Annotated in this window: 24 protein-coding genes; 14 read left to right on the forward strand and 10 right to left on the reverse strand. The window is 71.4% G+C overall.

The window, feature by feature from the left end; all coding sequences use genetic code 11:
- Positions 1-18: 18 nt before the first annotated feature.
- The gene (gene mshA, locus ACIBEF_RS20195; protein WP_396794748.1) at positions 19-1,383 is read right to left on the reverse strand and encodes a D-inositol-3-phosphate glycosyltransferase; all 1,365 of its coding nucleotides are present in this window, start codon (positions 1,381-1,383) and stop codon (positions 19-21) included.
- Between the two features lie 206 nt (positions 1,384-1,589).
- Between mshA and ACIBEF_RS20200 the strand changes: the two genes are divergently transcribed.
- Together ACIBEF_RS20200 and ACIBEF_RS20205 are read left to right on the forward strand one after the other, a co-directional pair.
- Complete coding sequence (locus ACIBEF_RS20200) at positions 1,590-2,351, forward strand: SDR family oxidoreductase (protein ID WP_396794749.1); 762 nt, start codon at positions 1,590-1,592, stop codon at positions 2,349-2,351.
- Positions 2,352-2,464: 113 nt separating this feature from the next.
- Positions 2,465-3,253: a class I SAM-dependent methyltransferase gene (locus tag ACIBEF_RS20205; protein ID WP_396794750.1), complete on the forward strand. Its 789-nt coding sequence runs from the start codon at positions 2,465-2,467 to the stop codon at positions 3,251-3,253.
- Positions 3,254-3,709: 456 nt separating this feature from the next.
- Here ACIBEF_RS20205 and ACIBEF_RS20210 read toward each other — a convergent pair whose 3' ends face one another.
- Positions 3,710-4,792: a UDP-N-acetylmuramate dehydrogenase gene (locus tag ACIBEF_RS20210; protein ID WP_396794751.1), complete on the reverse strand. Its 1,083-nt coding sequence runs from the start codon at positions 4,790-4,792 to the stop codon at positions 3,710-3,712.
- Positions 4,793-4,861: 69 nt separating this feature from the next.
- Between ACIBEF_RS20210 and ACIBEF_RS20215 the strand changes: the two genes are divergently transcribed.
- The 7 genes from ACIBEF_RS20215 (at position 4,862) to ACIBEF_RS20245 (ending at position 12,670) form a co-directional block, all read left to right on the forward strand.
- On the forward strand, positions 4,862-5,620 hold the full coding sequence (locus ACIBEF_RS20215) for a maleylpyruvate isomerase family mycothiol-dependent enzyme (RefSeq protein WP_396794752.1): 759 nt from the start codon (positions 4,862-4,864) through the stop codon (positions 5,618-5,620).
- A 229-nt stretch (positions 5,621-5,849) separates the two neighbouring features.
- Entirely contained in the window at positions 5,850-7,154 is a 1,305-nt protein-coding gene (locus ACIBEF_RS20220; protein ID WP_396794753.1) for an ABC transporter substrate-binding protein, read from the forward strand.
- 69 nt (positions 7,155-7,223) lie between these two features.
- Positions 7,224-8,207 carry a carbohydrate ABC transporter permease gene (locus ACIBEF_RS20225; RefSeq protein ID WP_396794754.1) on the forward strand — a complete coding sequence of 328 codons (984 nt, stop codon included), beginning with the start codon at positions 7,224-7,226 and terminating at the stop codon, positions 8,205-8,207.
- Positions 8,204-9,037 carry a carbohydrate ABC transporter permease gene (locus ACIBEF_RS20230; RefSeq protein ID WP_396794755.1) on the forward strand — a complete coding sequence of 278 codons (834 nt, stop codon included), beginning with the start codon at positions 8,204-8,206 and terminating at the stop codon, positions 9,035-9,037. Before ACIBEF_RS20225 ends, ACIBEF_RS20230 begins: the two co-directional genes overlap by 4 nt.
- A complete protein-coding gene (locus tag ACIBEF_RS20235) occupies positions 9,034-10,446 on the forward strand; it encodes a GH1 family beta-glucosidase (RefSeq protein ID WP_396794756.1) in 1,413 nt (470 codons plus the stop codon). The genes ACIBEF_RS20230 and ACIBEF_RS20235 overlap by 4 nt, the downstream gene beginning before the upstream one ends.
- A gap of 20 nt (positions 10,447-10,466) precedes the next feature.
- Positions 10,467-11,474 (forward strand): LacI family DNA-binding transcriptional regulator, encoded by a 1,008-nt coding sequence (locus tag ACIBEF_RS20240; protein WP_396794757.1) that lies wholly within the window; start codon positions 10,467-10,469, stop codon positions 11,472-11,474.
- A gap of 299 nt (positions 11,475-11,773) precedes the next feature.
- Positions 11,774-12,670 carry a GNAT family N-acetyltransferase gene (locus ACIBEF_RS20245; RefSeq protein ID WP_396794758.1) on the forward strand — a complete coding sequence of 299 codons (897 nt, stop codon included), beginning with the start codon at positions 11,774-11,776 and terminating at the stop codon, positions 12,668-12,670.
- Positions 12,671-12,815: 145 nt separating this feature from the next.
- On the opposite strand, the gene ACIBEF_RS20250 is transcribed toward ACIBEF_RS20245, so the two are convergent.
- Complete coding sequence (locus tag ACIBEF_RS20250) at positions 12,816-13,331, reverse strand: O-acetyl-ADP-ribose deacetylase (RefSeq protein WP_396794760.1); 516 nt, start codon at positions 13,329-13,331, stop codon at positions 12,816-12,818.
- A 1-nt stretch (position 13,332) separates the two neighbouring features.
- Positions 13,333-14,124 (reverse strand): EI24 domain-containing protein, encoded by a 792-nt coding sequence (locus ACIBEF_RS20255; protein WP_396794761.1) that lies wholly within the window; start codon positions 14,122-14,124, stop codon positions 13,333-13,335.
- Between the two features lie 200 nt (positions 14,125-14,324).
- Between ACIBEF_RS20255 and ACIBEF_RS20260 the strand changes: the two genes are divergently transcribed.
- From ACIBEF_RS20260 to ACIBEF_RS20280, 5 genes are read left to right on the forward strand one after another with little or no spacing between them, the layout of a single operon-like run.
- Positions 14,325-15,233: an ABC transporter ATP-binding protein gene (locus tag ACIBEF_RS20260; RefSeq protein WP_396794762.1), complete on the forward strand. Its 909-nt coding sequence runs from the start codon at positions 14,325-14,327 to the stop codon at positions 15,231-15,233.
- 12 nt (positions 15,234-15,245) lie between these two features.
- Positions 15,246-15,980: an ABC transporter permease gene (locus ACIBEF_RS20265; protein WP_396794763.1), complete on the forward strand. Its 735-nt coding sequence runs from the start codon at positions 15,246-15,248 to the stop codon at positions 15,978-15,980.
- An 11-nt stretch (positions 15,981-15,991) separates the two neighbouring features.
- Positions 15,992-17,260: a sensor histidine kinase gene (locus ACIBEF_RS20270; RefSeq protein WP_396794764.1), complete on the forward strand. Its 1,269-nt coding sequence runs from the start codon at positions 15,992-15,994 to the stop codon at positions 17,258-17,260.
- On the forward strand, positions 17,257-17,898 hold the full coding sequence (locus tag ACIBEF_RS20275; protein WP_396794765.1) for a response regulator: 642 nt from the start codon (positions 17,257-17,259) through the stop codon (positions 17,896-17,898). Before ACIBEF_RS20270 ends, ACIBEF_RS20275 begins: the two co-directional genes overlap by 4 nt.
- A gap of 23 nt (positions 17,899-17,921) precedes the next feature.
- Positions 17,922-18,890 (forward strand): helix-turn-helix transcriptional regulator, encoded by a 969-nt coding sequence (locus tag ACIBEF_RS20280; RefSeq protein WP_396794766.1) that lies wholly within the window; start codon positions 17,922-17,924, stop codon positions 18,888-18,890.
- Here ACIBEF_RS20280 and ACIBEF_RS20285 read toward each other — a convergent pair.
- From ACIBEF_RS20285 to ACIBEF_RS20310, 6 genes are all read right to left on the reverse strand, one after another.
- Positions 18,881-19,795: an SDR family oxidoreductase gene (locus ACIBEF_RS20285; RefSeq protein ID WP_396794767.1), complete on the reverse strand. Its 915-nt coding sequence runs from the start codon at positions 19,793-19,795 to the stop codon at positions 18,881-18,883. The two genes, ACIBEF_RS20280 and ACIBEF_RS20285, sit on opposite strands and share 10 nt — an antisense overlap.
- A gap of 55 nt (positions 19,796-19,850) precedes the next feature.
- Positions 19,851-20,588: an alanyl-tRNA editing protein gene (locus ACIBEF_RS20290; protein ID WP_124858939.1), complete on the reverse strand. Its 738-nt coding sequence runs from the start codon at positions 20,586-20,588 to the stop codon at positions 19,851-19,853.
- Between the two features lie 11 nt (positions 20,589-20,599).
- Positions 20,600-21,487 carry an alpha/beta fold hydrolase gene (locus tag ACIBEF_RS20295; protein WP_396794768.1) on the reverse strand — a complete coding sequence of 296 codons (888 nt, stop codon included), beginning with the start codon at positions 21,485-21,487 and terminating at the stop codon, positions 20,600-20,602.
- Positions 21,484-21,798 carry a DUF2516 family protein gene (locus ACIBEF_RS20300; protein ID WP_334507220.1) on the reverse strand — a complete coding sequence of 105 codons (315 nt, stop codon included), beginning with the start codon at positions 21,796-21,798 and terminating at the stop codon, positions 21,484-21,486. Before ACIBEF_RS20300 ends, ACIBEF_RS20295 begins: the two co-directional genes overlap by 4 nt.
- A gap of 71 nt (positions 21,799-21,869) precedes the next feature.
- A complete protein-coding gene (locus tag ACIBEF_RS20305) occupies positions 21,870-22,508 on the reverse strand; it encodes a hypothetical protein (RefSeq protein ID WP_396794769.1) in 639 nt (212 codons plus the stop codon).
- Positions 22,505-23,092 (reverse strand): helix-turn-helix domain-containing protein, encoded by a 588-nt coding sequence (locus ACIBEF_RS20310; protein WP_396794770.1) that lies wholly within the window; start codon positions 23,090-23,092, stop codon positions 22,505-22,507. The genes ACIBEF_RS20305 and ACIBEF_RS20310 overlap by 4 nt, the downstream gene beginning before the upstream one ends.
- Between the last annotated feature and the right edge of the window lies 1 nt (position 23,093).

Genomic DNA, 23,093 nt, shown 5'->3' on the forward strand with positions numbered 1-23,093 from the left:
ACAACCGGGCCCCGGGGGTCACCAGGAGCAGGAGAGCGCCGGGTCACCCGCCAGGTCGGCGGCGAGCCGGGCTCGGTGCCCGGCGATGGCCTCGCCGTAGACCCCGAGCAGCCCGGCGACAGTGCGCTCCCAGGAGAAGTGCCGGGCGTGCTGCTCGGCACCTCGGGCCAGCACCGACCGCAACGCCCGGTTCGGCAGCAGGCTGCCCATCGCACGGGCCCAGTCGACCGGGTCGTGACCGTCGATCAGCACGCCACTGACCTGGTCCCGCACGGCGGTGACCAGCCCGCCGACGGCGGCGGCCAGCACCGGCGTACCGCAGGCCTGCGCCTCCAGGGCGACCAGCCCGAACGACTCGTTGTGCGACGGCACCGCGACCAGGTCCGCCGCCCGGTACAGGGCCGGAAGGTCGTCCCCGGTGAGCGGCGGCAGGAACCGCACCCCGTCGCTGACGCCGAGCTTGGCGGCCAACTCGATCAGGGCGGTCGGCCGGTCCAGCCCACTGCCGCTGGGTCCGCCGCAGATCACCACCGTCACCTGATCGGCCAGCGCCGGATCGCGCTCCCGCAACGCGGCGATCGCGCGGATCAGCACGTCGGGGGCCTTGAGCGGCTGGATCCGACCGACGAAGGCAACCACGTACCCGTCGACTGGAAGCCCCAGCCGGCGACGGCCCTGGCGGGCGGCCGCGGACCTGTCACCCGGCGCGGGCCGGAACCGGGCCAGGTCGACACCCGGCTGTACGACGGACACCCGGGTCGGGTCGGCGTCGTACCGGTCGAGCAGGTCGCTGGCCTCGACCCGGGTGTTGGCGACCAGCCGGTCCGCCTCGGCGACGACCTGTTCCTCGCCGATGACCCGGGCCTTGGGCTCCGGCCGGTCCCCGTCCGCGAGCTGGGCGTTCTTGACCTTGGCGAGGGTGTGCGCGGTGTGCACCAGCGGCACCCCCCAGCGCTCCTTGGCCAGCCAACCAACCTGGCCGGAGAGCCAGTAGTGGGAGTGGATCAGGTCGTAGTGGCCGGGCGGACGGGACGCCTCGGCGCGCAGCACCCCGGCGGTGAAGGCGCAGAGCTGACCGGGCAGCTCCTCCTTGGTGAGGCCCTCCAGGGGGCCGGAGGTGATGTGTCGAACCTGCACGCCGGGCGCCATCTCGACCACCGGGGGGAGATCACCGGAGGTGGCCCGGGTGAAGATCTCCACCTCCACGTTGGCCTCGGCGAGTCGCCGGGCGACTTCGAGGATGTAGACGTTCATCCCCCCGGCATCACCCGTACCGGGCTGATGCAGGGGGGACGTGTGTACCGACAGGGTCGCGATGCGGCGAGGCCGGGGCCACGGTTGGGCACCTCGCTGACGCCCGACACCGGTGTGCATTTCCGCCACATCCGCTCCTTCTTCACGGTTGATGCCGTCTCGCACGACCGGCGCTTCTCGGTCAACCTGTACGCCGGATGTCATCTTCCCCATCGGGCTTCGGAAATTCCCCGGCGCGGCCCCTCGGCGTGACGGACCTCATCACTCGAACACGCGCCCATGACTGCCGTACGCCCGGTCGGGGCGGGGCGTACGCCCGGGGTGACAATGTCGGGATGACCTCAGTCGCCATCGTCACCGGAGCGTCCAGCGGGATCGGCGCGGCCACTGCCCGCCGGCTCGCCGCCGAGGGCTTCCACGTGCTCGCCGCCGCCCGCCGCGCCGAACGGCTCACCGAGCTGGTCGCCGACATCACCGCCGCCGGCGGGCAGGCCACCGCCGTGACCTGCGACGTCACCTCGGACGAGTCGGTGGCCCGGCTGGCCGAGGCCGCCGCCCAGGCACCCGGGCCGGTCACCCTGCTGGTCAACAACGCTGGCGGAGCGCGCGGGCTCGACCCGGTGGAGTCCGGCTCGGTCGCCGACTGGCAGTGGATGTACGACGTGAACGTGCTCGGTACCCTGCGGGTCACCCAGGCGCTGCTGCCGGCGCTGGAAGCCTCCGGCTCCGGCACCATCGTGGTGGTCTCCTCCACTGCCGGCCTGACCGTGTACGAGGGCGGGGGCGGCTACACCGCCGCGAAGCACGCGCAGACCGCCATCGCCGGCACGCTCCGCCTGGAGCTGTGCGGCCGGCCGCTGCGGGTCATCGAGATCGACCCGGGCATGGTGAAGACCGACGAGTTCGGGCTGGTCCGCTTCGAGGGCGACGCGGAACGGGCCGCAGCCGTCTACGCCGGGGTGCCGGGGCCGCTGGTCTCCGAGGACGTCGCCGACTGCATCGCCTGGTGCGCCACCCGTCCCGAGCACGTCAACATCGACCGGCTGGTGGTCCGGCCCAGGGCACAGGCCGCCCAGCACAAGGTGCACCGGATCTAACAATGCTGCGCGAGGGGTGAGCCGGGTTTGCGGGCGCTGAGCCGGGGTTTGCGGGCGGTGAGCCGGGTTTGCGCGCCCCGCAGTCGCGAACGGAGATTGGCCTTGAGGTCGACATGAGCCCTGCGGCGCGGCGCCGGCCGGTCGGCGTGGTCACGCGCGGCACGACGAACCCGAACCGGCTCCGTCGGGTCGACAACTGGATCGTCGCCACCTGCGCCGACCGGTTGTTGACGGCGGACGACCCCCTGGTGGTCGACCTCGGCTACGGCGCCACCCCGGTGACCGCTGTGGAGTTGCGCGCTCGACTGGCGGCCGGGGTCCGCCCGGACGTACGGCTGGTCGGGTTGGAGATCGACGCGGCCCGGGTGGCGGCCGCGACGCCGGCCGCCGACCCACCCGGGCTGACATTCGCCCGGGGTGGGTTCGAGTTGGCCGGGCTCCGGCCGGTGCTGGTCCGCGCGTTCAACGTGCTGCGACAGTACGACGAGAGCGAGGTCGCCGGAGCCTGGCAGACGATGACCGCCGCGCTCGCTCCCGGCGGGGCGCTCGTCGAGGGCACGTGTGACGAGTTGGGGCGGCTCGCCAGTTGGCTGCTGATCGACGCAGACGGCCCGCGGTCGCTGACCCTGGCCGCGAAACTCACCACGCTGGGCAGCCCTGCCGAGCTGGCCGAGCGGCTACCCAAGGCGCTGATCCACCGCAACGTTCCCGGTGAGCCGGTGCACGCGCTGATCCGCGCCCTGGACGACGCCTGGCAGGCCGCCGCCCCGTACGCCACCTTCGGCCCTCGCCAACGTTGGCTGCACGCGGTGAGCCGCCTCCGCGAAACCGGCTGGCCCATCCTCGACAACCCCACCCGCTGGCGCCAAGGCGAACTAACCCTCCCCTGGCCCCTCCCATAGCCGCCCCCGCCCCGCCTCGCCTCGCCTCGCCTCGCCTCATTCCGCACCTCCACACCCCGCCCCGCCCCCCGCCACACGCCGATCTTGCACTTCCGGTTGATGATTTGTTCCCTTAGAGCCCCTATGTCCCAGCAGAAACTGCAAGATCGCCGGGGCCGGGTCGGGGCCGGGACCCGGGCGGGCGGGGCTGGGGCTGGAACGGGCCTGCGGGCGGGGCCGGGGCCCGGGCCGGAACGAGGCCCGGGCGGGCGGGACGGGCCCGGGGACCGGGGCCGGGCTGGGCGGACCGCGGGCGGACCGGGGCCGGGCTGGGCGGACCAGGGCCGAGGGCCCGGCTGGCGGGGGCCGAGAGCCGGGCTGGCGGGGGCCGAGGGCCCGGCTGGCGGGGGCCGCGCGGGGGGCGGGGCGGGCCGGGGCCGGGGTACGGCCATGGCAGGCCGGGGGTGGTGGGATGGGTCAGAGGGTGCAGTTGATGAGGACTGGTTCGGGGTGCAGGGTCACGCCGAAGCGGGCGTGGACCTGGTCGCGGATGGTGCGGGCCAGGTTGAGCAGGTCGCTGGTGTGGGCGGTGCCACTGCGGTTGGTCAACGCCAGGGTGTGCTTGCTGGAGATGGCCACTCCACCCTCGCCGGGATGGCCCTTGGTGAAGCCGGCCTTGTCGATCAGCCAGGCGGCGCTCACCTTGACCAGGCCGTCCGCCCCGGGCCAGGCGGGCGGGTCGCCCAGTTCGGTGGAGCGTTCCAGGAGCTGTTCGTACGTAGCGCGGTCGAGCACCGGGTTGGTGAAGAAGGAGCCGACCGAGCGAGTGTCCGGGTCGTTGGCGTCGAGCACCATTCCCTTGCCCGCCCGCAGCCGCAGCACCACCGTCCGGGCGTCGGCCAGCGGCACCTGCTCGCCCACCTCGACACCGAGGGCTCGGGCCAGCTCGGCGTAGCGCACCGGCCCGGAGAGCGGAGACCTGGTGAGTCGGAAGTCGACCGAGAGCACCACCCACCGGTCCACGTACTTGAAGATGCTGCCCCGGTAGGCGAAGCCGCACTGGGCTGCGGGGAAGACCTGGCGGGTGCCCTCGACCCGGTCGTACACCTCGACGCCGGTGATTGTCTCGGCGACCTCCTGGCCGTACGCGCCGACGTTCTGGATCGGGGTGGCACCGGTCGAGCCGGGGATGCCGGACAGGCACTCCAGCCCGGCCCAGCCGTTGGCGACAGTGGCAGCGACGAGGTCGTCCCACGGCTCGCCGGCGTCGACTCGTACGGTGACCGAGGTGGCGTCCTCGGCGATGACCCGCATGCCACGGGAGCGCACCAGCACGACGGTGCCGGGGAAGCCGGCGTCGCCGACCACCACGTTGCTGCCCCCGGCCAGGATCAGGACCGGCTCCGTCGCGGCGCGTACCGCCTGGATGAGCTCGTCGGCACTGTCGGCGGCCACGATCCGCTCGGCCGGTCCACCCGTTCGCAGGGTGGTGTAGCCGGCGAGTGGACCGGGGATGGCACGATCGGCGTCGGTTGTCGGCTGGGCGGAGGCGTCTGACACGCCCTTCACCTTAGGCTGACAAGTAGCCGTGGCACCCACTGGTCGCCCGGCACCCCCGGGAGGATGGCGATGAGCAGACTGCAGGGCAGCAAGGATTTCTGGATCGGGGCGCTCCGGACGGAGGGTCCGGCTTTCGCGGCAGCGGTGGCCGAGGCGCCGCCGGAGACACCGGTGCTGTCCTGTCCGGGCTGGACGGTCAACGACCTCACACTGCACCTGGCCGGCTTCTACCACTGGGTGTCGTCGTTCGCCGGTTCCGGCCAGACCAGCCAACCGCCTCGGTGGGAGAAGGCCGAGGCCGACCCGGGCGTGAACGCGCTCCAGCTGTGGCAGCAGGGTTACGACCGGCTGATGACCCTCTTCGACGGGCTCGACCCCGAGGCACCGGCGTGGAACTGGGCCCCGCAGCCGAAGAAGGCTGCTTTCTGGCCGCGACGGGCGGCGCACGAGACGGCTGTGCACCGCTGGGATGCCCAGCTCGCCATCGCCGCCGGCGACCCGGTGGAGGCGAAGCTCGCGGCCGACGGGGTGAGTGAGGTGCTGGACACCTGGCTGCCGGCGGGCCGGCGGCAGGTGCCGGGTGACTGGCACGGGGTGGTGCAGCTCTGCGCGACCGATGCGGCCCAGGAGTGGTATCTGCGGTTGCGCGGCGAGGGGGTGGCGCTGCTCGACACCGCGACCATCTTCGACCACGACGATCACCACGCCCGCGCCCAGGTCAGCGGCACCGCGAGCGACCTGCTGCTGGCGCTCTGGGGGCGGGTGAGTTTCGAGACGCTGGACGTCGTCGGTGACCGCAGGCTGTTGGACGGTCTGCGTACCGGCTGACCGACCCACCACGAACGAGGGCGTCACCCCATTGGGGGTGGCGCCCTTCGTCGATGTCGGAGGTTGCCTCGTCTGCCGGACGCTGCACTGGCGGTGAGCGTTCATCACGGGACCACAACGCTGAGAGAGCGCTCTCTTGACAGTGGGTTGGCGACCCACCACCCTGTCGTGAGAGCGCTCTCTTAGCCATCTGCCATCACCCGCCCGCCTTGAGAGAGGTCGATAACCCATGGCTGTCTTCCCGCGCCGCCGCCTCGCCGCGGTGGCCCTCGTCGCCGCCACCGCCCTGCTCGTCACCGCTGGCTGCGGCGGCGGCGACGAGCCGGGCGACGGATCGGTCACCCTGACCGTCGACGTCTTCGGCCAGTTCGGCTACGAGCAGCTCTACCAGGAGTACATGACCGCGAACCCCGGCGTGAAGGTCGTCGAGCGCGGCACCGGCACCAACCTCGACGAGTACTCGCCGAAGCTCACCCAGTGGCTCGCCGCCGGCCGGGGCGCCGGCGACGTGGTGGCCATCGAGGAGGGCCTGCTTGTCGAGTACAAGGCCAATCCGGCGAACTTCGTCAACCTGCTGGACCACGGTGCCGCCGAGCTCAAGGGCAACTTCCTGGAGTGGAAGTGGAACGCCGGCCTGACCGCCGACGGCAAGCAGCTCATCGGCCTCGGTACCGATGTCGGCGGGATCGCCATGTGCTACCGCAAGGACCTCTTCCAGAAGGCCGGCCTGCCCACCGAGCGTGACGAGGTCTCGAAGCTCTGGCCGACCTGGCCGGACTACATCGCCACCGGTGAGAAGTTCGCCGCGGCCAAGACCGGGGCGTCGTTCCTCGACGGCGCGACAAACACCTTCAACACCATCCTGCTGCAGACCGCCGGCAACAGCAGCGGCTACAGCTACTACGACACCAGCGAGAAGCTGGTCGTCGACAGCAACCCGGCCGTGCGACAGGCCTACGACACCACAATGGACATCATCGACTCGGGCCTCTCCGGAAAGTACGGCTCCTGGTCGGAAGAGTGGGTTTCCGCCTTCAAGCAGTCGAAGTTCGCCACCATCGCCTGCCCCGCCTGGATGACCGGCGTCATTGAGGCCAACGCCGGCACGGGAGCCCAGGGCAAGTGGGACATCGCCCGGGTGCCCGGCAACGGCGGCAACTGGGGTGGATCGCACCTCGCCGTGCCCAAGCAGAGCAAGCACCAGGCCGAGGCGATCAAGCTGGCCAAGTTCCTGACCAGCGCCAAGGGGCAGATCGGGGCGTTCAAGGCCAAGGGTCCGCTGCCCTCCTCGCCGCAGGCGCTCGACGACCCGGCGATCACCGGCGCGACCAACGCGTACTTCTCGGGGGCACCGGTCGGCGCCATCTTCGGCACCGGCGCGAAGAGCCTGAAGCCGGTCTACATGGGCCCGAAGAACCAGGCCGTGCGGACCGAGGTGGAGAACGCCGTACGGACCGTGGAGCTGGGTCAGCGCAGCCCGGCACAGGGCTGGACCGACGCGGTGACCAATGCGAAGAAGGCCGCCGCCAAGTAGCCCAACCAGCGTGCGGGCGGGCTCCGACGACCGGAGTCCCGCCCGCACGGCGGAAAGGAGTTTCCGGGCATGACCGTCCAGCTCGACGCCCGCCCGCCGGTCGTACCGGCACCCCAGCGCCCGTCAGGTCGGCTCAGCCGGCTCGACACCCGGTTCTCGCCGTACCTCTACATCGCCCCGTTCTTCCTGATCTTCGGCGTCTTCGGGGCGTACCCGCTGGCGTACACCTTCTGGGTCTCGCTGCACGACTGGGACCTGCTCGGAGTCGACCACCCCTTTGTCGGGGCGGAGAACTACACCCGGCTGCTGGCCGACGCCGACTTCTGGCACGCGCTGGTCAACACGCTGGGGATCTTCGTGATCTCGACCGTCCCGCAACTGCTCGCCGCGCTCTGGCTGGCCAACCTGCTCAACCGCGGCCTGCGGGCGCGTACCGGTTGGCGGATGGCGGTGCTGGTCCCCAACGTCACATCCACGGCCGCGGTGGCGATCGTCTTCGGGGTGCTCTTCGGCCGCGAGTTCGGCATGATCAACTGGTTGCTCGACCTGGTCGGGCTGGACGCGATCGAGTGGAAGTCCAACCGGCTGGCGTCCTGGGTGGCCATCTCCGCCATGGTCGACTGGCGGTGGACCGGCTACAACGCGCTGATCCTGCTGGCCGCGATGCAGGCCATCCCCCGCGACCTGTACGAGGCGGCGGCGATCGACGGCGCCAGCCGGGCCCGACAGTTCTGGTCGGTCACCGTGCCGCTGCTCAAACCGACGATCATCTTCTGCACCATCATCGCCACCATCGGCGGCCTGCAACTCTTCACCGAGCCCCGGATGTTCAACTCCGGCACCAACCCGATCCGCGGCGGGCCGTTGCGCGAGTCGCAGACGCTGACCATGTACATGTTCGAGAACGCCTTCGCCCCGCACTACAACTTCGGGTACGGCTCGGCAGTGGCCTGGCTGCTCTTCGCGCTCATCGCGATCGTCGCGGCGGTCAACGTGCTCATCCTGCGTCGCCTCGGTGGCGGGGACCGATCGCAGAAGGGATCGGCGCGATGAGCCGACTCTGGCGGGCCAGCCCGCTCACCTACCTCGCCCTGATCGTCGCCGCCGGACTGTCGGTGTTTCCGATCTGGTGGATGTTCGTCGTCGCCAGCCGCAGCAACGACGCGATGGGCCAACTGCCACCCCCGGTCACCCCCGGCGGCAACCTGGGCGCGAACATCGCCCGCCTGTTCGACAACACCGACGCGTACTTCCTGACCGGCCTGATCAACTCGGCGGTCGTCGCCACCACGGTGACCGTCTCCGTGGTGTTCTTCTCCAGCCTGGCCGGGTTCGCCTTCGCCAAGCTCAGGTTCCGCGGCCGTAACGCCATGCTGCTGGTGATCATCGCGACCATGATGGTGCCGACGCAGCTCGGCGTGATCCCGCTCTACCTGCTCATGAGCAAGCTGCACTGGAACGACCGGCTGCCCGCGGTCATCGTCCCGGTGCTGGTCACCGGGTTCGGGGTGTTCATGATGAGGCAGTACGCCGGCCAGGCCATCAGCGACGAACTGATCGAGGCCGCCCGCATGGACGGCTGCGGCACCGCCCGGATCTGGTGGCACGTCGTGGTGCCCGCCCTGCGTCCCGCCGCCGCCGTCCTCGGTCTGCTCACCTTCATGACCACCTGGAACGACTTCCTCTGGCCGTACGCTGTGCTGAACGACCCGACGAATCCAACAGTGCAACTGTCCCTACGCGCACTGTCGGACGGGTATTACCAGGACATGTCGCAGGTGTTCACCGGAACGGCCATCGCGACGCTGCCCCTGCTACTGGTCTTCGTGTTGTTCGGCCGGCAGATCATCGGCGGAATCATGGAAGGTGCGGTCAAGGCGTGAACGAGCGGAGCGAGTCAACCAACCGGCCCGGCAACGAGATCCGGTTTCCCGAACACTTCCTCTGGGGGACGGCCACCGCCGCGTACCAGATCGAGGGTGCGGCCCGCGACGACGGTCGTGGTCCGTCCATCTGGGACACCTTCAGCCGTACGCCGGGCAAGGTGTACCAGGGTCACACCGGCGACGTCGCCTGCGACCACTACCACCGGTACGCCGACGACGTGGCGCTGATGGCCGAGCTGGGCATGCGGGCGTACCGGTTCTCGGTGGCCTGGCCGCGGATCCAGCCCGACGGCACCGGCCCCGTCAACCCCCGTGGCCTGGACTTCTACGACCGACTCACCGACACGCTGCTCGACCGGGGAATCGACCCGATCGTCACGCTCTACCACTGGGACCTGCCGCAGGCCCTGGGCGACCGGGGTGGCTGGACCAACCGGGACACCGCCGAACACTTCGCCACCTACGCCACAGCGGTGTACGCCCGCCTCGGGGACCGGATCGACGTGTGGACCACGCTCAACGAGCCGTGGTGCTCGGCCTACCTCGGTTACGCCAACGGCCTGCACGCTCCCGGGGAGCAGGATCCGGCGGCGGCCTTCACCGCCGTACACCATCTGCTGTTGGGGCACGGCCTGGCGGCGCGGGCGTTGCGGGCGGCGGGCGCGCGCAGCGTGGGCGTCACCGTCAACCCGGCCGACGTACGCCCGGCAGACCCGCAGAGCGCGGCCGACGCCGCCGCCGTCCGCCTGGTCGACGGCCTGCACAACCGGATCTTCCTCGACCCGCTGCTGGCCGGCGGCTACCCGGACGACGTCCGCGAGCACGTGGCCCGGATCGTCGAGCCGACGTTCATCCGCGACGGCGACGAGAAAGTGATCGCCGCCCCGATCGACCTGCTCGGCATCAACTACTACGCCCCGACCTACGTGGCCGGTCGACCCGACGGCGCCGGCAACGGCGCGTACCCGGGCACCGAGGGTGCTGTGCACTTCCTGCCACCGGCCGGGCCGCTCACCGACATGGGGTGGATGATCGAACCGACCGGGCTCACCCGGCTGCTGGAGCGGATCGCCGCCGACTACCCCGGTGTGCCGCTGCTGATCACCGAGAACGGTGCGGCGTTCCCCGACAAGCCCGGCGCCGACTCGCCCGACGGCCCGACGCAGGTGATCGACGCCGATCGCATCGCCTACCTCGACGGGCACCTCCGCGCGGCGCACGAGGCGATCTCCCGGGGCGTGGACCTGCGCGGTTATCTCGTATGGTCATTCCTGGACAACTTCGAGTGGGCGGAGGGTTACCGCAAGCGGTTCGGGATCGTGCACGTCGACTACCTGACCCAGCGGCGCACACCCAAGGCCAGCGCCCGGTGGTACCAGGAGGTGATCTCCCGGAACGGGCTGTGACGAGCGGGGGGGAAAGCGCGATGACGACGGCGCAGCGGCCGACGCTCGAAGCGGTGGCAGCGCGGGCCGGAGTGTCCCGCGCCACCGTTTCCCGGGTGGTCAACGGCTCCACCACCGTCGCCGAACCGATCCGCGAGGCGGTCGCCCGGGCGGTCGCCGAGTTGGGGTACGTCCCCAACCTGGCGGCCCGCAGCCTGGTCACCCAGCGCACCGACTCGATCGCCCTGGTCATGCCGGAGGCGGCCACCCGGGTCTTCTCCGACGACCAGGTCTTCCCCGGCATCATTCGCGGCGTCAGCCAGGAGTTGGAGGCGGCCGACAAGCAACTGGTGCTGATGCTCGCCGGCTCGCCGGCCGGGCACCACCGGGTCGAGCGGTACACCACCGGCCGGCACGTCGACGGCGTGCTGTTCGCGTCGCTGCACGGTGCCGACCCGCTGCCCGGCACGCTGGCCCGACTCGGCATCCCGGTGGTGGTCAGCGGTCGGCCGCTCGGCGACGTGCCCGTCCCGTACGTCGACGTCGACCACGTGGCCGGGGTGACCGCGGCCGTCCGGCACATGATCGACAGCGGTCGTCGACGGATCGCGACCATCGCCGGGCCACAGGACATGGTCGCCGGAATCGAACGGCTCAGCGGTTACCGCAGCACGGTCGCCGACGCGGGGCTGCCCGAGCTGATCGCCATCGGTGACTTCACCAGGGAGTCCGGCTCGGCGGCGATGCGCCGCCTGCTCGCCGAGCACCCCGACCTCGACGGCGTCTTCGCCGCCTCCGACCTGATGGCGCACGCCGCAATGCGGACGCTGCGCGAGGCTGGCCGGCGGATACCCGACGACGTGGCGGTGGTCGGCTTCGACGACATCGAGACCGCCGCCTACACCGAGCCGCCGCTGACCACCGTCCGGCAGCCGATCGTGGAGCTGGGCCGCCGGATGACCCGCCAACTGCTCCGGCTGGCCGCCGGGGAGACCATCGAGCAGGCGATCATGCTGCCCACCGAGCTGATCCGTCGCGCCTCCGCCTGAAAGCGCCACCGCCTGACCGCACCACCGCACCCGCCCCGGGGTCCGCGCCGGACCTGCCCTGCAAGATCCGCACAACTTCAGGGAAATTGTGGTCTCCGAGCGCCGGGAGGCCACTGTTTCCCTGAAGTTGCCGCCTGCTGGTCGGTGGCCGGTGCGGGAGCACGCGGTTAATGCATCGCTCGGGCAGACGATCCTGGTTAGCCTCGCCGACATGCCGGATCCTGTCGCACTGCTCAGCCGCTCCCACCAACTCGTCGAGGTCGAGGCCGTCGTCACGGCCGTACGGACGGGGGCCTGACGTGCGCATTCGTGTGGCGCAGCCGGACGACGCTTCGGGCGTGGTGGCGCTGCGGGCGATCGTCTTCCCGTACCAGGTGCGCGGCGTCGAGTCGACCCGGAAGATGATCGCCGAGCCGGTACCGGGCAGGGACTGGGCCGCCTTCGTTGCCGAGGTCGACGGCCAGGTCGTCGGTTGGGTGACGGCGCAACGCAACGCGTCGACCTCGACGGCCGGCTTCGGTGACATCTCCCTCCTGCACGTCCATCCGGAGCACCGGCGGCGCGGCATCGGCACCGCGCTACTGACGACCGCGACAGGTCACCTCGCACCGCTGGGCGTCCGCCGGCTGCGCGCCTTCGCCCAGCCGGAGGCGCTGCCGTTCGCCCGTCGGCACGGCTACGAGCCCAGTCGTGAGCTGCGCTTCTCGGCGCTCGAACTGAATCCGGCACCCGCGCTGCCGGAGCCGCCCCCGGGCGTACGGCTGCTCCCGATCTCCGACCTCGACCCGCATCTGCTGTACGCGGCGGACGTGGCCTCGGCGCTGGACGAGCCGGGCGACGTGCCGGTCGACTCGATCAGCTACGAGAGCTGGCAGTACGACGTCTGGGACAACCTGGGCCTGGACAAGACGGCCAGCACCGCTGTCGAAGTCGACGGTGAGGTAGCCGCGTTCAGTCTGGTGAAGCGGGACGGGGACCGGATGTGGTCGGACTTCACCGGCAGTCTCCCGGCGTACCGGGGGCGGGGCCTCGCCCGGCTCGCCAAGACGGCAGCGCTGCACGGGGCAGCCGCGAACGGCGTGCGCGTCGCGTATACCTCGAACGACGAGGCGAACGGTCCGATGCTCGCGATCAACACCCGGCTGGGCTACCGCCCGGTGGCATCCGAGTGGAGCTGCCTGGCCGACCTGACCTGACCTGACGGCACACCCTGCGTCGATCTTGCACTTCCTGTACCGACACAAGGGACATTTACCCTCTTGCCGACAACCGAAACTGCAAGATCGGCGGGGCGAGGGCGGGGTCAGGGCGGGGTTAGGGCGGGGGCGGGGCGGGGCGGGGTCAGGGTGTTTTGGCAATTCTGCGGGCGGTGGCATACGTGTCGGCGGCTAGGAGGACCAGGCGGGCTTCGTTTACGGCGGCCGGGGTGGTCGAGCGCAGCACCGTCAGGGCCTGGCGGACCGCGTCGTCGAGCGGCCAGCCGTAGATGCCGGCGGAGATCAGCGGGAAGGCCACAACGGCCGCGCCCAGTCCGTCGGCCACCCGCAGGCTGTTGGCGTAGCAGTCGCGCAACAGCGCCGAGCGGTCCTCGCCTGCCGACCAGACCGGTCCGACGGTGTGGATCACCCAGCGGGCCGGCAGCTCCCCGGCCGTGGTCGCCACCGCTTGCCCGGTCGGCAGCCCTCCGCCGTATTGGGACGCCCGCAGCGCCCGGCACTCCGCGAGGATCGCAGGGCCACCGCGTCGGTGGATGGCCCCGTCGACCCCACCGCCACCGAGCAGGGACGAGTTCGCGGCGTTCACGATGGCGTCGACCCGCTGGGCGGTGATGTCGCCCTCGACCAGGGTGATCTCCATGTCAGTCCTTCTCGATCGACTGACCCATCGAGCGACGGGCCAGCAACGTGGCACCGGCGACCGCAGCCGGCATGACCAACACCGCGCCGAGCGGGATCAGGAAGCACAGGAAGACGGCCACTCCGAAGCCGAGCGCGGTGGGTCGGTCGGCCTTCAGGATCGTCCGGCGCTGCGGCAGCCGCATCCCGCGTCGGTAGAACGGTGCACCGACCAACTCCACGGCGAGGAACCACCCGCCCACGGCCGCCCCGATGACCGGGACGACGGTCTGGCCGACCACCGGGATGAAGCCGGCGACGAAGAGCGGGATGCCGACCAACGCCGTGAGCGCCAGCAGGCGTACCGAGTCGGCGAGGCTACGGCGCAGCGACGACCAGAAGGGCACGTCCACCGCGTCCGGCGTGCCGCCGTACCGCTGCTCCACCTGCTCGGAGATCTTCTCGTAGAACGGGTCGCCGATGACCAGGGTGACGGCGGTGAAGGTGAGCACGCCAAGCAGGCCGCCGACCCCCAGGAAGGCCAGCCCGGCGATCACCCGGACCAGGCTGCGTCCCGTGCTCGACCAGTCGTCGGCGAACGGGGTGACCAGCGCGGCGAGATCGTCCACGAAGTACACCAGTGTGCCGAGCGCGGCCAGGAAGAGCACGCCGGAGATCAACGCCGGCACGATGCCGAGCAGCATCAGCCCCGGGCTGCGGACGTAGAGACCCAACCCACGCAGGAGCAGCCCTGCCCCGGCGAGGAAGCGTCCGACGACCCCGGTCACCGGGCTGGCGATTCTGCTGGCATCCACGATCGAGCAGCCTAACCAGCAGTGATCGGATCCGCCGGGCGGAGCGCTAGCAGCGAGCCGCCGCGTACACATCAACCGGTTGACGGACGGCAGCGATCCACCGGGGAAGACGAGGTTCGTCGCTGACCGGTCGATCCGCCGGCAGGCCACCCCGACCACCCTTGAGGGGTACGAAGTCAGCGGCGGCGAGAGGCGACACGATGCCGGTCATCGAGGTGACCCACCTGAAGAAGCGGTACGGCGACCTGGTGGCGGTGGATGACGTGTCGCTCGCCGTGGAGGCCGGGGAGATCTTCGGCGTCCTCGGCCCGAACGGCGCCGGCAAGACCACCACCGTGGAGTGTGTAGCCGGGCTGCGTGTCCCCGACGGGGGCGGGGTGTCGGTCCTCGGGCTCGACCCCCGCCGGGACGCGGCCCAGCTACGCCAGCGGGTCGGGGTGCAACTCCAGGAAAGTCAACTCCCGGACCGGTTGCGGGTGGCCGAGGCGCTGGAGCTGTACGCCTCGTTCTACCGCGACCCGGCAGACCCGGCCGAGCTGATCGACAAGCTGGGCCTCGGCGACAAGCGGAACACGGCGTACAAGAAGCTCTCCGGCGGCCAGAAGCAGCGGCTCTCCATCGCGCTGGCCCTGGTCGGCAACCCGGAGATCGCCATCCTCGACGAGCTGACCACCGGGCTGGATCCGCAGGCCCGCCGGGACACCTGGGGCCTCATCGAACAGGTCCGCGACAGCGGGGTGACGATCGTGCTGGTCACCCACTTCATGGAGGAGGCCGAGCGGCTCTGCGACCGGGTCGCGGTGATCGACCGGGGTCGGGTGGTCGCCCTGGACAGCCCGGCGGGCCTGGTGTCGACGGTGGCTCCGGAACAACGGATCCGGTTCCGGCCCTCAGCTCCGGTCGACGACCGGCTCCTCACCGACCTGCCCGAGGTGTCCGCCGTGCAGCGAACCGGCAGCCAGGTGGTGGTGACCGGCACCGGCGAGCTGCTGCACGCCGTCACCTCGGTGCTCGCCCGCCACCAGATCGTCGCCGCGGACCTGCGGCTGGAGCAGTCCACCCTCGACGACGCCTTCGTCGAGCTGACCGGGCACCCGCCCGCCAACTGAGAGGGAGCCGGCATGCACGCCTTCCGCAACATCCTGAGAACCGAGGCGCGACTCTACCTGCGAGATCTTCCGACGCTGCTCACCACGATCGGGCTGCCCAGCCTGATCCTGGTGGTGCTGGGGCTGGTCCCCTCGCTCCGCAAGCCGGACCCGACCTTCGACGGGCAGACCTTCGTCAGCTACTTCGCCCCGTCACTGCTCGTCGTCACCCTGGCCATGGTGGGGGTGAACACCCTGCCCACGGTGCTGGCCAGCTATCGGGAACGCGGCGTGCTGCGTCGGTTGGCGACCACCCCGGCGCACCCGGCCGCCCTGCTCGCCGCCCAACTGGTGCTGGCCCTGGCCGGGATTCTGGCCAGCGCGCTGCTGCTCATCGTCGTCGCCCGGACGGCGTTCGGGGTGCCGCTTCCCCGGCACCCGCTCGGCTTCACGCTGGCGTTCATCCTCGGCACGGCGGCGCTGCTGGCGCTCGGGTTGCTGGTCGCCGCCGTGGCCCGGACCACGAAGGCGGCACAGGCCCTGGCCGTACCGCTGTTCCTGATCACGATGTTCTTCGGCGGGGTCTACCTCCCCCGGTTCCTGCTCCCCGACGCCGTGGCGCGGATCGGCGACTACACGCCGCCCGGGGTGCAGGCGCTCCTCGACGCCTGGACCGGCACTCCGCCACAGCCGCTGCACCTGGGAATAATGGCGGTGATCGCCGTGGCGGCCGGTGCCGGCGCGGCGAGACTGTTCCGCTGGGAGTGAGCGGGGATGCGATGACACGCGGCGGTGGGCACGACCGTCTGGCCAGCTGGCGAGAACGCGAGGCGGTCCTCTACCGCGTCTTCCCCTTCGGCGGGCTGACTCTGGGCACCCTGCTGGCCCTCGTCGCACCGGCACCTGACCAGCCCGGGGCGCTGCCCACCCTCGCCGTCGCCGTGGCGGCCGGAGGCTGGGTCGCCTGGTTCGTCACCCTGCACCCGGGCTGGCAGAGCCGGCGCAGGCTGATGGCGGTCTACTACGCCGGGCTGCTCACGTTCGCCGCCGCCCTCGTGGCGGCCAGTCCGTGGTACGGCTTCTTCGCCTGGATCGGGTACATCCACGCCTTTCCGGTGCTGCCCGGGCGCTGGCGGGTCGCCGGCGTGGTCACCACGGCCACCCTGGTCGCCACGTCGCAGGGCGGTGGTCTGTCGGTGGTGGTGTCGCACCTGCCGCTGTGGCTGTTGCTGGTGCTGTTCAACCTGGTGGTGGCTGGCTCGGTGAGCTGGTTCGCGGTGATCGCCGAACAGGAGGACGCCAAACGCAAACGGTTGATGGTGGAACTCGGTGAGACCAACCGTCAGCTCACCGAGACGGTGAATGAGAACGCCGGGCTGCACGCCCAGCTGCTCACCCAGGCCCGGGAGGCCGGCGTGCTGGACGAGCGGCAACGAATGGCGCGGGAGATCCACGACACCCTGGCGCAGGGGCTGACCGGCATCATCACCCAACTGGAGGCGGCCGAGCAGAGCCGCGACCGGTCGGCCGACTGGCGCCGGCACGTCGACAACGCGCTCGTCCTGGCCCGGGAGAGCCTCACCGAGGCCCGCCGCTCGGTGCAGGCGGTCCGCCCGGAACCGTTGGAGACGGCCCGGCTACCCGACGCCCTGGTCGAGCTGGGCGGGCGTTGGTCGGCCCTGAACGGGGTACGGGCCGACGTGGCCACCACCGGCACGCCCCGCCCGCTGCACCCGGAGGTGGAGGTGACCCTGCTGCGGGCCGCCCAGGAGGCGCTGTCCAACGTGGCCCGGCACGCCGCCGCGTCGCGGGTCGGGCTGACCCTGTCGTACATGGCGGACGTGGTCACGCTCGACGTCCGTGACGACGGGGCGGGCTTCGACGTCGCCGACCAGCCGGCGTCCCGTGAGCCGGGCGGCGGGTACGGGTTGACCGCCATGCGGCAACGGGTGACAAGGGTCGGTGGCGAGTTGGCCGTCGAATCCGAGCCGGGCAACGGCACCGCCATCTCGGCGTCCGTTCCCGCGCTACCCGGAGGTGCCGGTTGACCGCCCCGGTTCGGCTGCTGATCGTCGACGATCACCCGGTGGTGCGGGACGGCCTGCGGGGGATGTTCACCGGTGACCCCGATTTCGAGGTGGTGGGCGAGGCCGCGGACGGTTCGGAGGCGTTGGCCCTGGTCGCGTCGCTGCGGCCGGACGTGGTGCTGATGGATCTGCGGATGCCCGGAATGGACGGGGTGACCGCCATCGGCAGGCTGGCTCGCACCGGCAGCACCGCCAGGGTGCTGGTACTCACCACCTACGACACGGACGCGGACGTGCTGCCGGCGATCGAGGCGGGTGCGACCGGTTACCTGCTCAAGGACACACCTCGGGAGGATCTGGTCCGCGCGGTCCGGGCGGCGGCCCGGGGCGAGTCGGTGCTGGCACCGAGCGTCGCCGGCCGGCTGATGGGTCGGCTGCGCGCTCCCGCCGAGGAACCGCTCAGTCAACGGGAGCTTGAGGTGCTCACCCTGGTGGCCCGGGGCGCCTCCAACCGGGAGGCGGCGACCCGCCTGTTCATCAGCGAGGCCACCGTGAAGACGCACCTGCTGCACGTGTACGCCAAGCTCGGGGTCAACGACCGGGCTGCCGCGGTGGCCACCGCGTACGACCGGGGGTTGCTGACGCCCGGCGGGCGGTGAGCGGCACCGGGCAGGATGGGCGGATGCGCGCGTCCCGACTGATCTCGTTGCTGTTGCTGTTGCAGTCGCGCGGGTCGATGACAGCAAGCGAGCTGGCACGGGAGTTGGAGATCTCCGAGCGGACCGTCTATCGGGACGTGCTGGCGCTCTCCGCGGCGGGCGTGCCGGTCTACGCCGACCGAGGACGGGCCGGCGGCTACCGCCTGCTCGGCGGGTACCGCACCCGGCTGACCGGGCTGACCCGGGACGAGGCGGAGGCGCTGTTCCTCGCCGGGCTGCCCGGACCGGCCGGCGAGATGGGGCTCGCCGACGCGGTCGCGTCCGCCGAGCTGAAGGTGCTCGCCGCGCTGCCACCCGCCCTGCGCGACGCGCCGGCCCGGGCCGGGCAGCGGTTCCACCTGGACGTACCGGGCTGGTTCCGGCAGAGCGCGCCACCGCCCTGGCTGCCCGAGCTGGCCCGGGCGGTCTGGGGCGACACCGTGGTGGAGCTGCGCTACCGACGCGGCGACCAGGAGGTCACCCGCCAGGTCCAGCCGTACGGCCTGGTACTCAAGAGCGGGGTCTGGTATCTGGTCGGCCGCGTCGGCGACGATGTGCGCACCTACCGGGTGGACCGGGTCACCGGGGTCGAGGTGGGCGACGACCACTTCGACCGCGACGAGGGCTTCGACCTGGCCGAGCACTGGCGCGAGCAGGCCGGGTCGTTCCTGCGGACCATGCTGCGGGCCGAGGTCGCCGTCCGGCTGAGCCCCGCCGGCCTGCGCCAGCTCCGACACCTGGTCAGTGCCCCCAACGTGTACGACGAACTGGTCGCCGCCGCCGGCCCGCCCGACGGGCAGGGCTGGGTGGCGACGCGGCTGCCCGTCGAGTCGGTCCCGGTGGCGTACCACCAACTGCTGGGCCTCGGCCCCGAGGTCGAGGTCATCGACCCACCCGAGCTACGGCGGTTGTTCGCGGAGAGCGCCGAACGGCTCGCCGCGCTCTACCGGTAGCCGGTCACGTCCGCCGGCTTTCCCGCGTCGACCACCTCGGTGATGTAGCGGAAACCCTCGGGTTGGCTGCCGTCGAGGTCGGTGAAGCCGTACACCTTGGACAGGCTGCCGGCATCGACGGACGTGCCGTTCCAGCGGGCCCTTTCCTCGTCGACGGCGAGCGCGGCCACCGCCCGGCCGACGAAGGCCGGGGTCTCCGAGATGAGGAAGTTCGGGTCGGTGGCGGCGCCGTCGCGCCAGGTCTCCTCGGTCACGCCGAAGTGCTCCAGCATCGCCTCGGAACGGATCCAGCCGGGGGTCAGTGCCACGGCAGTGCAGCCGTGGGGCTTCAGTTCGTGCGCCTGGATGAAGGCGAGCCGGTTGACCGAGACCTTCGCCAGGTCGTAGAAGACCGACAGCCGGTAGTTCTCGTCGTTGTACGCCTTGGTGCCGTCGCCCATCTCCACCACCAGGCCACCGGGCTTGCGGATCAGCAGCGGCAGGGCGAAGTGGCTGGTGATGATGTGCGTGTCGACGGCCAGTCGCAGGGTACGGAAGCCGGCGTCGAGCGGCTGCTCCCAGACCGGCTTGTCCCAGGTGACCAGTGGGTCGCCACCCCAGATGTCGTTCACCAGCACGTCGAGTTGGCCGTGCTCGGCGTCGATCCGGGCGACCAGGTCGCGGACCTGGTCGGGCACCAGGTGGTCGACCTGGACGGCGATGCCGGTGCCGCCGGCAGCGTCGACCAGCTCGGCGGTCTCCTCGATGGTCTCCGGTCGATCCATCTCGGAGCGGCCGGCCCGGGAGCTGCGACCGGTGGCGTAGACAGTGGCCCCGGCCGCGCCGAGCTGAACGGCGATCTGCCGCCCGGCGCCACGGGTGGCACCGGCGACGAGCGCGATCTTTCCGGTTAGCGGTTGTGTCATGCCTGCGACGTTGTCAGGGATACCTGACAACCGACGTCCGAATTCGGTACTCGATCTAGTCGACCAATCGGACCCGGACCCGGCGGTTGGCCCGGCCCTTGCTCTCCACCTTCACCACCTGGACCTTGCCGATCTGGGCGGTGGAGGCGACGTGGGTGCCGCCGTCGGCCTGCACGTCCAGCCCGACGATGTCGACGATCCGGACCTCCTGCTCGTCCGGCGGGATGAGGTTGGACTGGGTACGGATGATGTCCGGCAGGGCCAGCGCCTCGGTGCGCGGCAGCACCCGGGTGGCGACCGAGCGGTCGGCGGCAACCTCGGCGTTGACCAGCTCCTCGATGCGACTCTTGAAGTCCGGGGGCACCTCGGGGAGGTTGAAGTCCATCCGGGCCTCGCCCGGTTCCATCGAGTTGCCGGTCACGAGCGCACCGAAGTCACGGAACACCACACCGCAGAGCACGTGCAGCCCGGAGTGGGTACGCATCAGCCGGGTACGGCGCTCGTCCTCCACCGCGCCGACGACCTCGGTGCCGACCGGCGGCAGCGGATCACCCTCGGCGGGAATCAGGTAGGGGTCGTCGCCCTTGCGGGTGCCGACGATCCGGGTCTGCACGCCCTGCCAGAGCAACACACCGTGGTCGGGTGGTTGGCCACCACCGCCCGGGTAGAACGCCGAACGGTCCAACACGATGCCCTGCTCGGCATCGGAGTGCAGGACCGTGCACGTCCATTCGCGCAGGGTCGGGTCGGCAAGGTCGAGCCGGTGCGTCCGGCCGTGCTGTGTGACGCCCATGACAGGGCAGGTTACTCGTTCAGGAAGCCGGCAATGCGGTCCCGCAGATCGGCGCGTTCCGACCAGAGCACGCCGGGCCGGTCGTACACGTGCAGGGTGGCCTGGGGCAGCGCCACGGCGAGCCGCTCGGCGACCTCGACCGGGTGCAGGTCGTCGCCCGCGCAACCGATCACCAGCGCCGGTGCGGTGACCGCCGTCAGGTCACCGATCCGGCGCAGCGGTGTCTGGTCGGCGAGCGTGGCCAGACCGTCGGCGAGACCGTCGCGGAGCAGTTGGTCGAGCCGTTGTCGCAGGTAGGCCCAGCCGGCCGGGGTGTTACGCACCGCCGGGGGCAACTCCAGCGTGACGATGTCGGCGACCGCCGAGGCGTCGCCGCTCTCCACCGCCTCCAGCAGGTCGGTGATGCGCTCGCGGGCGACCGGCCCGCGTGGCTCGTCGAGGACCGCCGGCAGAAAGAAGACCAGCTTGTCGAAGCGCTCCGGGCTCTCCACGAGGAGTCGGCAGAGGGCACCCGCGCCGAGACTCGCGCCGAACGCCCGGCTGGCGCCGCCAAGGTCGGCGATCGCCCGCAGATCCCGGGCCAGGTCCAGATAGTCCCACTGCCCGTCCGGGGCCTCGGAGCGGCCGTGCCCACGGAACTGGAAGAACACCTTGCGACCGTTCACCCCACTGCCGAACGGTCGGGTGGTGGCGATGCCGTTGCCCAACCCGTGCGCGAACACGGTGACCGGATCACCGGTGCCGGTGACCAGCCTTTCCAGCCGCACGCCGTGCGGGGTGGTGATCAGCTCGGTCTCCGGCTCCGGCAGCGCCGGCCGGCCGGTACGCGGCCCACCCGGCCCGGGACCCCAGGTGCGGGGCCCGCTGTCGGGTGGGGGCGGCCAGCGAAAACCTCTCACCAGAACCCTTTACCGTCACCGAGTTCGCGGAGGCCGATTCGGACATCGAGCAGGTAGATCAGACCGGCGGCGATGCCGACCAGTCCGAAGAGGCTGATCGGACCGAAGCCGAGCAGGGTGAGCACGAGGCAGACTGCCAGGATGGCGATCCAGCCGCCCTTGGGCAGCGTCCCGATGGCGGGGAAGGCGTCGGAGCGCTGCGTGATCGCGTGCACCAGGGCGACGCCCTGAACGATCAGCGCGAAGACGAGCAGGATCAGCTGGATCACTTCACGGACGGCGAAGGCGAAGATCGGCGCGGCGTTGGCCATGCGGGCCAGTTTATGTCCACGACCCCGGCTACGTCCGACAAGGACGCCACCGGGGTCGCGGCCACGGTGAACTACTCGGCTGCCGGACGGGTCCGCTTGGTGGCCCGGGGGAGCTTCGCCGACGGGGTCTCGACCGGCTTGGCGGCCTTCGGCGCGCGGGCGGCCTTCTTGACAGCGGCCGGCTTGGCCTCGGCGATCTCCGCCACGTCGGCCGGGGTCGGCGCGTCGGTGGGGGCCGCAGCGGTGGGGGTGGCGACAGCCGCGGGGGTGGCGGCCGGCGTCAGGGCCTCGGTGGCCTCGATGTCGGCGTTGACCGTCTCGGCGGCCTCCAGCACGCCGGCACCGACGACCCGCTCGCCCCGGGCGACCAGCGCGCCGTACGCCGCGAACGCGCGTTCCTGGGCGACCTGGGCGCCCGCGACCACCAGGGCGGCGTTGCGGGTCGCGGCGGCGCGCAGCTTGTCGATGTCGGCGGCCTCGCGCAGCTTCGCCAGGTCGGCGGTCTCGTTGGCGGTGCGCAGCGTCTCGGTGGCCTTCTGCTTCAGCTCGAAGCCGGTCAGCACGGCCCGGCCGCCCAGGTCGGCGACGACCCGGGTGCTGAGGACGCCGACCACGGCCGGCAGCTTGCGCAACTGCTCGATGGCCAGCTCACCGGCACCGGCTGCGGCGTAGATCGGGGCGGGGATGCGGTTGGTCTTCGGCTCGCTCATGACGTCTCCTCTTCGGCCGCCTCGGCGGCCTTCTTCTTCTGGGGGATGCTGGTGCTGCCCGGGGCGGGGGCGGTGCCCGCCTCGGTGACGGCGACCGACTCGAGCACGGCCTCGGTCGGGGTGCCGCCGACGGTGGTGGGGCCGGTGGCGGCCACATTGGCCAGGTCCGCGGCCTGGCTGGCGGGCTGGTCGGCGGGCTGGTCGGCCTGCGCCGTCTCGGCTTCGGCCTGGGCCTCGGCCAGCCGGGTGTTCTCCCGGCGGAACGTCTCGTAGATCTGACTGAGCGACTGCTTCTGCGCCATCGTCAGGTCGGCGTCCACGGCGATGGCGGCGAGCACCCCGTGGCCTTCCTTGTCGTCCAGCAGACCGGCACGCAGGTACATCGCCGGCGTGGAGACCCGCAGCGCGCTCGCCAGTTGCTGGAGCACCTCGGCGCTGGGCTTGCGCAGGCCGCGCTCGATCTGGCTGAGGTACGGGTTGCTGACCCCCGCCTGCTCGGCGAGCTGCCGTAGCGAGATCTTGGCGTTGCGCCGCAGATCGCGGATGAACCCGCCGACGTCGGGAAGGTCCTTGGGTGTGGCCATG

Origin of the sequence: Micromonospora sp. NPDC050795 (assembly GCF_044456785.1) — a bacterium.
GTDB lineage: Bacteria > Actinomycetota > Actinomycetes > Mycobacteriales > Micromonosporaceae > Micromonospora.